Consider the following 12,130-nt stretch of genomic DNA (forward strand, 5'->3'; position numbering starts at 1 on the left):
GGCTGATCCCGCGCGGGGATGCGAGGCTCGTGTCGTTCGCCGGCCAATGGGGCGCGGCCGTCGTTCCGGGGTGCGGCATGACGTTCTTCCAGTGCCGGGCGTGCCGGCGCGCGCTCAGCGCGGGGCTCGTCGAGCGGGTGCTGCCCGAGGCCGACTCCGATGACGGGTGGCACCGGCCCGAGGCCGGTGCCACCGATGCCGACGGGCACACGGACACGCCCATCGTGCGGATGCCCCCCGGCACCTTCGCCGTCGACCCGGAGCCGTCCGGGCCGCCGTACGTCCTCGACGAGGGGTCCGGGCTCCTCGTCGAGTCCGGGCCGCGCGGCACGCTCGTGCTCCACCCGGCCGACGGGCTCGGCATGGACCCGCACCCCGAGCCCGCCCTGCGGCGCGGCTACTGCTGCGGGATGGACGGCGAGTGGGGGCCCAATCTGGTGTGCGGCTGCGGCGCGGTCGTCGCCACCCTCTACTCCGACTGCTACCAGGTCCAGGAGCTGAGGCTGCTGCCCGACGCCGTCGAGCGCGCGCCCGCGCGGGCGGTCAGCTCACCCGCGTACTGATGGTCACCGTGTTGTTCGCCGGTCGCGGGTCCGGGGTGGTGCTCGTGACCTCGGCCGAGTTCCTGATCTCCGGCGGGTAGGTCAGCAGCGCCCTCACCGCGATCGCGACCGTCACGTCGCCGCCCCTGGGCAGCGTCCCGAAGGAACACGTCACCGTGTCCGTCGTCCCCGGCGCCGGGTCGTCGCAGACGCCCGCCGACGGCGTGGCGCTCATGAACCGGCCGCTCGCCGGCAGCCGGTCCGTGAGCACCACGTCCTCCGCCGCCGTCGGCCCGTTGTTGTGCACCCGGACCGTGTACGTCAGGGCCGCCCCGTCCGCCACCGGCTCCGGGCTCGCCGACAGCGCCGCGCTCAGATCGGCGCTCGGCCGGTACACCGCCACCGTGTGCGCCGCGCCCGCCGCGATCGACGTCACGCCCTCCAGCAGCCGCGCGCACGGCGCCTTCTGGCCGGGCGCGCAGACCCGGACCGGCGTCAGCGCGTCCCCGCCCGACGTACCGTCCCCGAGCTGCCCCGCCGCCCCCGAACCCCAGGTCCGGACCGTGCCGTCCGCGCGCAGCGCCACGCTGTGGTGGCCGGTGACGCCCGCCGCGACCGCCGTCACCCCGCTCAGGTACGTCTCGCAGCCGCCCGGCCCGCAGACCTGGACCGGCGCCTTCCGCGACGTGGTCGTCCCGTCGCCGAGCTGCCCCGCCCCGTTGCCTCCCCAGGCCACCGCCGAACCGTCCGTACGGGCCGCCAGGGCGTGGAAGGCGCCCGCCGCCACCGACCCGACCCCCGTCAGGAACGCCGTGCACGGCGCCGTCTGCCCCACCGCGCACACCCGCACCGGGCTGGTCGTCCGCACCCCCGTACCGTCGCCGAGCGCGTCGCCCGATCCCCAGCTGTGGACGGTGCCGTCGCCGTGGAGCGCGAGGCCGAAGGACTCCCCCGCCGCCGCGCCCACCACGTCCGACAGGCCGAGCACCTGCACCGGGGTCATACGGGTCGTCCGGGTGCCGTCCCCGAGCTGCCCGCCGCCGTTGGAGCCCCAGCCGGCCAGCGTGCCGTCCGAACGCGTCGCGAGCGTGTGCCGGTGGCCGGGCGCGAGGCTCGTGACGTTGCTGAGGAAGGAGGCGCAAGGGCCCGTCGTGTACAGGGCGCAGACCCTGACCGGCGTCGTCCGGTCCGTGTCCGTACCGTCGCCCAGCCGGCCGCCCGCGTTGCTCCCCCAGGTCACGACCGTCCCGTCGGCGAGCAGCGCCGAGGTGAACAGGTCGCCCGCCGCGACGGACACCGCGCCCGTCAGATGCGCCCCGCACGGCGCGTCCGTGCCGCCTGACCTGCCTGACACGCCTGCTCTGCCTGACCCGCCTGCTCCGTCTGACCCGACCGCGCCGCCTGCTCCACCTGACCCGCCTGACCCGACCGCGCAGACCCGGACCGGCGCGGAGCGGTCCGTCGTCGTGCCGTCGCCGAGCTGCCCGGAGGCGTTCTTCCCCCAGGTGACGACCGAGCCGTCCGCCAGCAGCGCCACACTGTGCCCGTCACCGGCCGCGACCTTGACCGCCGTGTCGAGCGGCGCGGTGCACGGCGCCGGGCCGCACACCCGCCCCGGCACGGCACCCTGCGCGACCGTCGTACCGTCACCCAGCTCCCCGGAGGCGTTGGAGCCCCAGGCGACCACGGTGCCGGGGGCTCCCTTGCGGATGTCCCTGCTGTCGCCGGTGCCGCCGTGAGCGGGCACGGGGGCGTGGGCGTCGGCGTGGGCGGGGACGGGGATGAGGAGGGCGGTGGCCAGGGCCAGGGCCTTGGCCACCGATCTGAGCGGGGCGGGCATACGCGCTCCTTAGGGAGGTGCCGTGGCGACAGCCTCACCATGGGGCGCTTTCCGTCCGCCCGCGCGGGAGCGACACCGCTCCTTCACCCGATCAGCGCGGCCCCTTGGATCAGTCGAAGTCGTCGCCCGCGAGGAGCAGGGCCAGTTCCTGGAGGATCTGCTCCGTGCCGGGCTCGGCGTCGGCTGCCTCGTGGGCGTCGGCGAGGGCGTCGAAGGCCAGGATGAAGCCGTTCACGAGTGCGCTCAGCGGTTCCGAGAGCTGGCCGAGGACGGCCAGCCCCGCCTCTTCGGCCGTCGCGGACTCCGGTACGGAGAACTCACGCGGGATGACCTCGCCGAGCAGGTCCGAGACCAGGCTCTCGTCCACTCCCCCGCGCAGCGCCGTCAGGGCGCCGATGGCCTTGAGTTTGATCTCGTTCTCCCTCACGTGCCGAGCCTAGGAGCCGTCACGCGCGCCGAAACGGCGCGACACGGCTGTCAGTGGTGCGCTGGATGATGAGAAGGAATCGGGAATCGGGAATCGAGAGACGAGAGAGACGGGGGATCGCTCATCATGGCCGAGGTGCTTCTCTTCCATCACGCCCAGGGACTCACGCCCGGCGTACTCGGCTTCGCCGAGGAGCTGCGCGGCGCGGGGCACGTCGTGCACGTGCCGGACCTCTACGAGGGGCGGACGTTCGACAGCCTGGAGGCCGGCGTCGGGTACGCGGAGGAGGTCGGGTTCGGGACGATCGTCGAGCGGGGCGTACGGGCAGCGGACCCGCTCCCCGAGCGGCTCGTCTACGCGGGCTTCTCCCTCGGCGTCCTCCCGGCCCAGAAGCTGGCGCAGACCCGCGCGGGGGCGGCGGGGGCGCTGCTGTTCGAGGCGTGCGTGCCGGTGGCGGAGTTCGGCTCCTGGCCGCGCGGGGTGCCGGTCCAGGTGCACGGGATGGACGCCGACCCCTTCTTCGCGGGCGAGGGCGACGTGGACGCGGCGCGGGCGCTGGTGGCGGAGGCGGGGGCTGCCTGCGGCGAGGGCGGGGGCGGTGAGCTGTTCCTCTACCCGGGGGACCGGCACCTCTTCGCGGACCCGGGGCTCGCGGGGTACGACGAGGGGGCGGCGGGGTTGATGAGGGGGCGGGTGCGGGAGTTCCTGAACGGACGGCGCGGGGGCGGCTGTTGACGCTCCTCCACCGCTTCACCGGCCGCCGATTCACCAGATGGTAGGAAGGAAACGATCCACCATTTCGCTACCGTGAGCAACAGCCTCAATACTCAGAGGCACCTGTTTTCTTTGGTGCTCTGAGTGGAGGCGTTGTGCGGAAGTGGGTGTCGGTGGCGGTGGCCGCCGGGCTGTTCGTGGGCGGGATGGGGGCCGCGGTGGCGGACTCATGGCGTGGGCTCAACCTGGAGACCACGGGAGCGAAGTTCGACGGCCAGTACGGGTGGGAGCCCAAGGACAAGAACCACGGCGCGTTCCGCTTCCGGGGGATGCTGCGGGACGACGAGGCCGGCGACGGCCACAACGTCTATATCCAGGCCAAGGTGCAGGGTTACGGCTGGAGCCGGTTCAACGGCGTGCAGCGCAAGGACGTGTACCTGGACCATCAGGTCTTCGACGGCGCGGCCAGGTACTCGACCGATGCCGAGATCCGGGTCTGCCGCGACCGGGGTTCGCTGCGTCCCGACAACTGCTCTCCCACGCGGTCGTTCATTCGATGAGCGTCGTTCTCCGCGCCGAGGGCGTGGATCTCTTCTACGGGGCCCACCAGGCCGTCAGCAGCGCTGACTTCACGCTGCGGCGCGGAGAAGTCGCCGCCGTCATGGGCAGCAGCGGTTCCGGCAAGTCCTCGCTGCTCTACTGCCTGGCCGGGGTGCTCGCCCCCGCCCGGGGGCGGGTCGTCTTCGACGGGGTCGATCTCGCGGGCCTCGACGACGACGAACTGAGCACCCTGCGCCGCGAGCGGTTCGGGTTCGTCTTCCAGTACGGCGAGCTCCTGCCCGAGCTGACCGTCGAGGAGAACGCGGCGCTCCCGCTGCGCCTCGCCGGTCAGCGCAAGGCGCCCGCCCACGCGGCGGCGGGCGAGGTGCTGGGGCGGCTCGGCATGACCGAGCTGCTCCAGCGCCGGACCTCGCAGCTGTCCGGCGGCCAGAGCCAGCGCGTCGCCGTGGCACGGGCCCTGGTGCACCGGCCGGCCGTGGTCTTCGCAGACGAGCCGACCGGGGCGCTCGACAGCGCCAACGCCGCCGCCGTGCTGGACGAGTTCCTGCGACTTGCCCGGGGCCAGGACACGGCGGTCGTCATCGTCACGCACGACCAGAGCGTGGCCGATCAGGCAGACGTCCGGTACACGATGTCCGATGGAGTCCTGAAGTGAACGGCTTCCTGTTCGGACTGAGGCTGTTGTGGCGTGGGGGGCGCCGGGGCCGGGCCCGTTTCCTGCTGATGACGGGCGGATGCGCGCTGGGGGTGGCCTGTCTGGCCGCCGTCCTCACCATTCCGGCGATCATCGGCGCGCACGATGCCCGCTCCGGCGCCCGGAACCCCCGGACCGTGGTGCCCGAGGCACGGCCGCAGCCCATCTCCAACGTCTCCTTCGCGGAACGGGAGGACGCGTACGGGGCGGAGCCGATGTACCGGGTGTTCGTGGCCCGCACCGGGCCGGGCCGGGCGCCGCTGCCACCGGGGCTGGACCGTCTTCCCGCGCCGGGCGAGGCGTTCGTCTCGCCCCGGCTCCGTAAGGTCCTGGACACCCACCCCGGTGTCTCCGGCCTGGTTCCGGGCAGAGTGGCCGGCGTCATCGCACCCGCTGGGCTGGCGGGACCCGACGACCTCTACGCGTACATCGGCCGTGCTGAGGAACAGCTTCCGCCGGGCGCCTCCCGGCTCGCGTCCTTCGGCTCCTCGTTCTCCCCCCATCCCGTCGTGGACGAGTCGACGCTCGACATCCTGCGCTTCACCTTGGCCTGCATCGTCCTCCTCCCCCTCGCCGTCTTCCTCTCCGTCTGCGCCCGGCTCTCCGCCGAGTCACGGGCCCGCAGGCTGGCCGCGCTGCGGCTGGTCGGCCTGAGCGTGAAAGACACCTTGCGGGTCAACGCGGGGGAGACGGTGGCCGCCGCGTTCCTCGGAGCGGTCGTCGGAGTCACCGGCTATCTCGGCTTCAACGAGGTCATGGCGCGGATCGGCCTGCCCGGGCTGCACTGGTACCCGGCCGACGGCCGCCCGGACGCCACGACGCTCACCGTCTGCCTCGTGCTCTGCCCGGCCCTCGCCTGGTTCGTCGGCAGACGCTCCGCCCGGGAGGCGGCGCTGACGCCGCTGAACGTCCGCCGGACCGCGCAGCGGAAACCGCCGAAGAAGTACGGGACGCTGCTGTTGGTGCCGGGGCTCGGTGTCATCGGGGGGTACTGCGTCCTCAGCGTCCTCGGCCGGGACCCGTCCGGGGGCAGCGCCAGCGCCGTGCTCGTGCCCGGGGCCGTGCTCCTCACCGGAGCGGGGCTGGTCTTCGGGCTGGCGCCCGTCACCGCCTGGCTGGCCCGCCGTCTGGCCGGACGCGTGCGGTCGCTGCCGCTCACCCTCGCGATGCGACGGGCCGAGGTCGAGCCGGGCAGCGCGCTTCGCGTCGTCACCGGACTCGTCCTCCTCGTGTACGCGACCTCGCTGACCCAGGGGGTGCTCGTCGAGCTCGATCAGGTGAGCCGCCGTACCGCGCCCGTCCAGGAGTACCGGATCGACGCCACCGGGCTCGACGCGCGCCAACACGGCGCGCTGGTAAGGGTCGAGGGCGTGCGGGCGAGCGTCGTGGAATCCCGCTCATGGACGCCGGACACCGGGGAGTACACCCCAGCTGTCGAGGCCGTGGTGGGGACCTGTGCCCAGGTCTCGGCGTTCGTCGAGTGGTCCGAGGGGTGCGTCGACGGCCGGATGCTCCGCGTCCACCCGACCGGCGTGCCCGCGGACTTCGACGCCCCTGCCGGGCTGCGGGCCCCGTTCGACCTGAAGGACGGCCGCCGGGTCACCGTGACCGTGCCAGAGGCGCGGTTCTCCGTGGACGTGTATCAGCCCTCCGTGATCAGCTCGGGAACACTCCTGATCCCGCCGTCCGCGCTACCGGCCCGAAAACTGGCCTCAGATACCGCCGCCCTCTACCTCGTCACCGCCTCCGACCCCGCCACCGTCCGGGCCACCCTCGACGCCATCGGGGCCATCGCGCCGACCGCCGCGGTCGAGCCCGTCGGGATCGTCGTCGGCTCGCTGCATCAGCTCACCGTCATCCGCAGCCTCCTCGCCGCCGGCATGGTGCTCGGGCTCGTCGTCGGGGTCGCCGCGTTCGTCGTGTCCGTCGCCGACCGGGCGATGGAGCGCCGCGGGCAGGTCACCGCGCTCGCCCTGCTGGGTGCGCGGGGCGGGACGCTGCGGCTGGCGCAGTGCGCGCAGGTCGTGCTGCCGCTCGGGGTCGGGCTCGGGGCTGCCGTCGTGACCGGGTGGCTGGCCGAGTCCAGCTATCTGATCACCGGCGGCGGGGCCGTGCACTGGGACTGGGCCGGGCTGCCGCTGCTGGTCCTCGCCGCCCTCGGGGTGCTGGTCGTCGGCGGGCTCGCCTCGATGCCGCTCGTGCGGCGGCACGTCGATCCGGAGCACATCCGGCGGGACTGACGCGGAGCGGGGCGGAGCGGGGCGGAGCGGGGCCTGCCCCGGTCCCCGGTCCCCGGGTCCCGGGTCCCGGGTCCCGGGTCCGGGGACCGGGGACCGGGGACCGGGACCCCGGCGGTCATCCGTGGGAAATCGAGTCCGCCCCCGCCGATGAGTTTCTCCGTCCGTCCCCGTCTATCTCTTCGTACAGCGGTTCGCGTCAGCGCGTCGCCCCCAGGAGAGACGAGGTCGTCCCATGTCCGCCAGCCCCGCCGTCAAGGGTCCCGCCAGCTACTTCCCCGCCATCGAGAAGAAGTACGGGCGTCCCGTCTCCGAGTGGTTCGGCGTCATCGAAGGGGCGCCCTTCGCCAAGCACATGGAGCTCGTGCGCTGGCTCAAGGACGAGCACGGGCTCGGGCACGGGCACGCCAACGCCCTCGTCGCGTACGTCCTCGCCCGGGGTGAGTAGTCCCGTGCGGCGGGTGACCCGGGTGGTCAGGGCCAGGGTCGCCGCCGACGAGGCCAGGCCCGCCGTCAGGGCGGACCACCACAGGGCCGGGGCGCCCAGGCCCGTGTACACGGTCACGCCCAGCGTCAGGCCGCCGAAGCGGGCCAGGCCCCAGGTCCAGCTGAAGGCTCCCTGGTAGCGGCCCCGGGCGTGTTCCGGGGCCAGGTTCGCGACGACCGTCGCCGCGATGCCCGCCACCACGACCTCGCCCAGCGACCAGACCACCACCGAGACCGCGAAGCCCGCGACCCCGTCCGCCAGCCCCGTCAGGGCCACGCCCAGCGCGATCAGCGCGCTGCCCGCCGCCTGCACCCGCAGCTGCGGCAGCCGGGCCAGCCGGGCCGTCGCGAACGGCTGGAGCGCGACCACCAGCACCGCGTTGACCGCCGCCATCGTCCCGTACACCGCCGGTGAGAGGCCGTGGTCGTGGATGGCCAGCGGCAGGGCGACCTCGGTCAGGGAGTAGACGAAGAGCTGGACGCCGAACAGCGGCAGGAGCAGCAGCGTCAGGCGGTCCCGCAGCACCACCCCGTAACCCAGGCCGTCCTTCTCCGGGCGCGGGCCCCTCGGCGGCTCGCTCAGGCGGGTGGCGACCACCGCCGCGTAGACCAGCATCGTCCCGGCGTCCACCGCGAACAGCAGCCAGTACCCCTGCGTCGCGAGCGCCCCGCCCAGCACACCCGCCACGGCCGCCCCGATGTTCACGCCCCAGCCGAACAGCGCGTACGCCCGCTGTCTGCGCTCCGCGTCGACGGCGTCCGCCATCAGCGCGTACGCCGCCGGCGACACGATCATGCCCGTCGCGCTGATCAGCAGCGCCGCCGCCGCCATCGTCCACACCCCCGGCGCCAGGAACAGCGCGCCCTGCGCGAATGCCGAGCCCAGCAGCCCCATCAGCATCGTGGGGCGGCGGCCGACGCGGTCCGCGAGGACGCCGCCGACCGCCGGGCCCAGCAGGTTCCCCGCGCCCAGCGCCGCCAGTACGTACGACGTCTCCGTCCCCGTCACCCCGCGCGAGGCCAGGAAGAAGACCAGGAACGGCGTGACCATGTAGCCGAGGCGGTTCACCACCGTGCCGCCGAAGAGCGTCCACACCACCGGCGGCAGGCCCTTGAACGGGGAGAGAGGTGCGGCGCGGGTGGGGGGTTCGGGGGAACTGGTCTCGGTGTGGGGGGTCTTGTCGTCGATTCGCCGGGTCATGGACGGGAGGGTGCCGTCCGGCCTCCTCCCTCCTCCAATGATTAAGTTCAGACCGAATCCGACGACCTCACACACGCAGGGGTGCCCATGGACTCCGGGCTCAGTTTCTCCGCCGCCGACCTCGCCCAGACCCGCTTCGCCGTCTCCCCCATGTGGGAGGTCGTCACCAGCTTCCGGCTCCTCCGCGACCCCTCCGACCCGCCGCCCCACCGCCGTTGGGCCGCCCAGGTGCGGCCCCGGATCGTCCGCGCCGGGCTCGACCGCGGGCGGCTCGCCGCGCTCGTGCCCGCCCACGGCTACCTCGCCGACTTCCTCACCCCCACCCCCACCGGCCCCTTCCCCACCCTCGACGCCGAACTCGACACCATCCGGCGCACCCCGGACGGCCAGGTCGCCCACGACCTCCGCGTTCTCGGACTCGGCGACGGCAGCGGCGGTGACGGCGGTAACGGCGGCGGTCTCGAACTCGACCGGCTCGTCGACGAGATCTCCGTCTACTGGGAGCTCGCCCTCGCCCCCTACTGGGCCCGGATCCGTGGCCTCCTCGAAGCCGACGTCTTCCACCGCGCCCGCCAGGTCGCCGAGCACGGCTCCGCGCGCGTGCTCGGCGAACTCCACGAGACCGTGCGGTGGGACGACGGCACCCTCCGGCTCGTCCGGCGGGCCTGCGCGCTCACCCGCGACCAGGCCGGCTCCGGGCTCCTCCTCATCCCCTCCGCCTTCTGCTGGCCCCGGGTGCTCACCCGTTCCGTCGCCCCCGACCCGCCCCAACTCGCCTATCCGGCCCGGGGCATCGGCAACCTCTGGGAGCCCCGGGCGCCCGGCCGCACCGCCGACGCCGTCGCCGCCGTCCTCGGGCGCTCCCGTACGCTCCTGCTCACCGAACTCGACACCCCTGCCTCCACCACCCAGCTCGCCGCCACCTCCGGGCTCTCCGCCGCCGGGGTGTCCCAGCACCTCATCGCCCTCAAGAACGCCGGACTGGTCACCGCCCACCGCAGCGGCCGTTCCGTCCTCTACGCCCGCACCGCCGTCGCCGACAGCCTGCTCTGCCCCGCCGAGGGAGCCGTATGAGTCATCCCGAGTCCCGCTCCGACGCCGGGACCCCGTCCGAGTGGCGCGAGCACCTGCTCGTACGGGAGGACGGCGTCCGGCTCTCCTGTCGCGACTGGGGCCGGGCCGGGGGGCGTCCGCTCCTCCTGTTGCACGGGCTCGCCGGGCAGTCCGGCGAATGGGACGCGCTCGCCCGGCTGCTGCGGGCCGACGGGCACCGTGTCGTCGCCCTCGACCAGCGCGGCCACGGTGCCAGCGAACGGCGACCCGCCGACACCTCCCGCGCCGCGTACGTCGCCGATGTCCTCGCCGTACTCGACGATCCCGTCCTCCGGCTCGGGCCCGCGCCCGTCCTCATCGGGCAGTCCTACGGCGGGCACGCCGCCCTCCTCACCGCCGCCGCGCACCCCTCCCGGCTCGCCGGGGCCGTCCTCGTCGAGGCCGGCCCCCTCGGGACCGGGCCGGAGGCCGTCGACGGGATCGGGGACTGGCTCAGGGCCTGGCCCGTGCCCTTCCCCTCCCTCGCGGCGGCCGCCGCCCATCTCGGCGGCGGGCCCGTGGGCGAGGGCTGGGCCGGTGGGCTGGAGGAGCGGGACGGCGGCTGGTGGCCCCGGTTCGACCCCGAGGTCATGGTCGCCTCGCTCGCCGAGAACGTCGGGCGCGACTGGTGGCCGGAGTGGGAGGCCGTCCGTGTCCCCCTCCTCGTCGTCCTCGGGCAGCACGGGATCATCCCGCCCGCCGACTACGCCGCGATGGCCGCCCGGCTGCCCTGCCCTGGCCCCGGCCCCAGCCCTGGCGCTGGCCCCGGCCCCGGGCTCCGTGCCGCCTCCATCCCCGGCACCGGCCACGACCTGCACCTGGAGCGGCCCGAGGTGCTGCACGGGCTCGTCGCCGGGTTCCTCGCCGAGCTCGGGTGACGGGGCGGAGAGGGGAGCCGTGACCGGGTTCCCGGGCTCCAGGGTGACCGGGCTCCCGGGTGACCGGGTTCCCGACTGCCGGACTGCCCCGGTGACCGGGTTCCCGACTGCCGGACTGCCCGGGTTCCCGGCTTCCCGGCTTCCCGGCTTCCCGGCTTCCCAGCTTCCCGACTGACCGACTACCCGGCTGCCCTCCGGCAGGGGCCGGGTCATGCTGGTGTCATGAGCGGAAGCGGGGCGGCGCGGCGGGGCAGGCCCGTCGGGGCCGGGGAGCGCAGGGCGCGGCTCGCGCTGCGGCACCGGCTGGCCGGGGCGGCGCGGGCGGCGACGGCCGAGGAGGTCGCGGACGCGCTGGTGGCGCTGCACGCGACGGACCCGGCGACCGTCTTCCTGGCGGCGGGCGCGCGGCTCGCGGACGGCCGGGACCCGGTGGCCGAGGTGGAGCGGGCGCTGTACGAGGAGCGGACGCTGACCCGGATGCACGGGATGCGGCACACCGTCTTCGTGGTGCCGTCCGCGCTCGCACCGGCCGTCCACTCCTCCACCTCCGAGGCGGCCGCGGTCCGCGAACGGGCCGCGCTGGTCAAGCAGTTGGCGGCGGGCAGCGACTTCGACGCGGCCTGGCTGGCCGGCACGGAGCGGCTGGTGCTGGCGGAGCTGGCGCGGCGGGGCGAGGCGACGGGCGCCGAACTCGGCGCCGCCGTACCGAGGTTGCGGGCACCGTACGTGTACGGCGTCGGCACCGCGCAGGAGGGGCCGCAGCCGGTGTCCTCGCGGGTGCTGCGGGTCCTGGGCATGGAGGGCCGGATCGTGCGGGGCCGCCCGCAGGGGTCCTGGACGTCGAGCCGCTTCCGCTGGGCGCCGGCCCCGCCGCACGCCGAGGTCCCGGCCGCCGAGGCCCGTGCCGCGCTGGTGCGGCGCTGGCTGGCGGCGTACGGGCCGGCGACGGAGGAGGACCTGAAGTGGTGGACGGGGTGGAAGGTAACCGACGTGCGCGACGCGCTCGCCTCGGTCGGCGCGGAGCCGGTGGCCCTCGACGACGGGACCGCCGGACTGCTGCCGCCCGACGACCCCGGTCCCGTACGGGACGGGGCCGCCGGTCCCTGGGCGGCGCTGCTGCCCGCGCTCGACCCGACGCCGATGGGCTGGCGGTCCCGCGACTGGTATCTGGACCCGGCGCACCGCCCCGCCCTCTTCGACCGCAGCGGCAACATCGGGCCGACCGTCTGGTGGGACGGCCGGATCGTCGGCGGCTGGGCGCAGCGCCCGGACGGGACGGTGGCGCACCGGCTGCTCGCCGACGTGGGCGCCGAGGCGGTCCGCGCGATCGGGGCGGAGGCGGAGCGGCTCGCGGAGTGGGTGGGCGAGGTCCGGATCACGCCCCGGTTCCGCACCCCGCTGGAGCGGGAGCTGGCGGGCGGCGGAGACGGGGGCTGACCGGGCCCCGCCCCCGTACGG

Annotated in this window: 11 protein-coding genes and 1 pseudogene; 9 read left to right on the top strand and 3 right to left on the bottom strand. The window is 74.8% G+C overall.

The annotated features are described in order from the left end of the window. Window positions 1-77 precede the first annotated feature (77 nt). Window positions 78-563 (top strand): hypothetical protein, encoded by a 486-nt coding sequence (locus tag ACZ6J5_RS24455; RefSeq protein ID WP_469394846.1) that lies wholly within the window; start codon window positions 78-80, stop codon window positions 561-563. Here the strand turns inward: ACZ6J5_RS24455 and ACZ6J5_RS24460 are convergent. Further along, complete coding sequence (locus ACZ6J5_RS24460) at window positions 544-2,382, bottom strand: RCC1 domain-containing protein (protein WP_469394848.1); 1,839 nt, start codon at window positions 2,380-2,382, stop codon at window positions 544-546. The two genes, ACZ6J5_RS24455 and ACZ6J5_RS24460, sit on opposite strands and share 20 nt — an antisense overlap. A gap of 109 nt (window positions 2,383-2,491) precedes the next feature. Next, window positions 2,492-2,809, bottom strand: coding sequence for a hypothetical protein (locus ACZ6J5_RS24465; RefSeq protein WP_469394850.1), 318 nt, complete (start codon window positions 2,807-2,809; stop codon window positions 2,492-2,494). A gap of 126 nt (window positions 2,810-2,935) precedes the next feature. Here ACZ6J5_RS24465 and ACZ6J5_RS24470 point away from each other — a divergent pair, with 126 nt between their 5' ends. The 5 genes from ACZ6J5_RS24470 to ACZ6J5_RS24490 all read left to right on the top strand — a co-directional run bounded on the left by ACZ6J5_RS24470 (window position 2,936) and on the right by ACZ6J5_RS24490 (window position 7,463). After that, a complete protein-coding gene (locus ACZ6J5_RS24470; RefSeq protein WP_469394852.1) occupies window positions 2,936-3,544 on the top strand; it encodes a dienelactone hydrolase family protein in 609 nt (202 codons plus the stop codon). A gap of 134 nt (window positions 3,545-3,678) precedes the next feature. After that, window positions 3,679-4,083, top strand: coding sequence for a hypothetical protein (locus ACZ6J5_RS24475; protein WP_469394853.1), 405 nt, complete (start codon window positions 3,679-3,681; stop codon window positions 4,081-4,083). Further along, the gene (locus ACZ6J5_RS24480) at window positions 4,080-4,739 is read left to right on the top strand and encodes an ABC transporter ATP-binding protein (RefSeq protein WP_469394855.1); all 660 of its coding nucleotides are present in this window, start codon (window positions 4,080-4,082) and stop codon (window positions 4,737-4,739) included. Before ACZ6J5_RS24475 ends, ACZ6J5_RS24480 begins: the two co-directional genes overlap by 4 nt. After that, the gene (locus ACZ6J5_RS24485) at window positions 4,736-7,018 is read left to right on the top strand and encodes an FtsX-like permease family protein (RefSeq protein WP_469394857.1); all 2,283 of its coding nucleotides are present in this window, start codon (window positions 4,736-4,738) and stop codon (window positions 7,016-7,018) included. Before ACZ6J5_RS24480 ends, ACZ6J5_RS24485 begins: the two co-directional genes overlap by 4 nt. Window positions 7,019-7,250: 232 nt before the next feature. Then, window positions 7,251-7,463: a DUF4287 domain-containing protein gene (locus ACZ6J5_RS24490; protein WP_469395223.1), complete on the top strand. Its 213-nt coding sequence runs from the start codon at window positions 7,251-7,253 to the stop codon at window positions 7,461-7,463. A gap of 141 nt (window positions 7,464-7,604) precedes the next feature. Here the strand turns inward: ACZ6J5_RS24490 and ACZ6J5_RS24495 are convergent. Then, window positions 7,605-8,702 (bottom strand): annotated as a pseudogene (locus tag ACZ6J5_RS24495) (MFS transporter); the annotation flags it as partial. Between the two features lie 87 nt (window positions 8,703-8,789). Between ACZ6J5_RS24495 and ACZ6J5_RS24500 the strand changes: the two are divergent. The 3 genes from ACZ6J5_RS24500 (at window position 8,790) to ACZ6J5_RS24510 (ending at window position 12,109) form a co-directional block, all read left to right on the top strand. Then, window positions 8,790-9,776: an ArsR/SmtB family transcription factor gene (locus tag ACZ6J5_RS24500; protein ID WP_469394859.1), complete on the top strand. Its 987-nt coding sequence runs from the start codon at window positions 8,790-8,792 to the stop codon at window positions 9,774-9,776. Beyond that, the gene (locus ACZ6J5_RS24505; RefSeq protein WP_469394861.1) at window positions 9,773-10,672 is read left to right on the top strand and encodes an alpha/beta fold hydrolase; all 900 of its coding nucleotides are present in this window, start codon (window positions 9,773-9,775) and stop codon (window positions 10,670-10,672) included. The genes ACZ6J5_RS24500 and ACZ6J5_RS24505 overlap by 4 nt, the downstream gene beginning before the upstream one ends. A gap of 222 nt (window positions 10,673-10,894) precedes the next feature. Then, the gene (locus tag ACZ6J5_RS24510) at window positions 10,895-12,109 is read left to right on the top strand and encodes a winged helix DNA-binding domain-containing protein (protein WP_469394863.1); all 1,215 of its coding nucleotides are present in this window, start codon (window positions 10,895-10,897) and stop codon (window positions 12,107-12,109) included. The last annotated feature ends 21 nt before the right edge of the window (window positions 12,110-12,130 follow it).

Source organism: Streptomyces sp. NPDC042100, assembly GCF_055582325.1.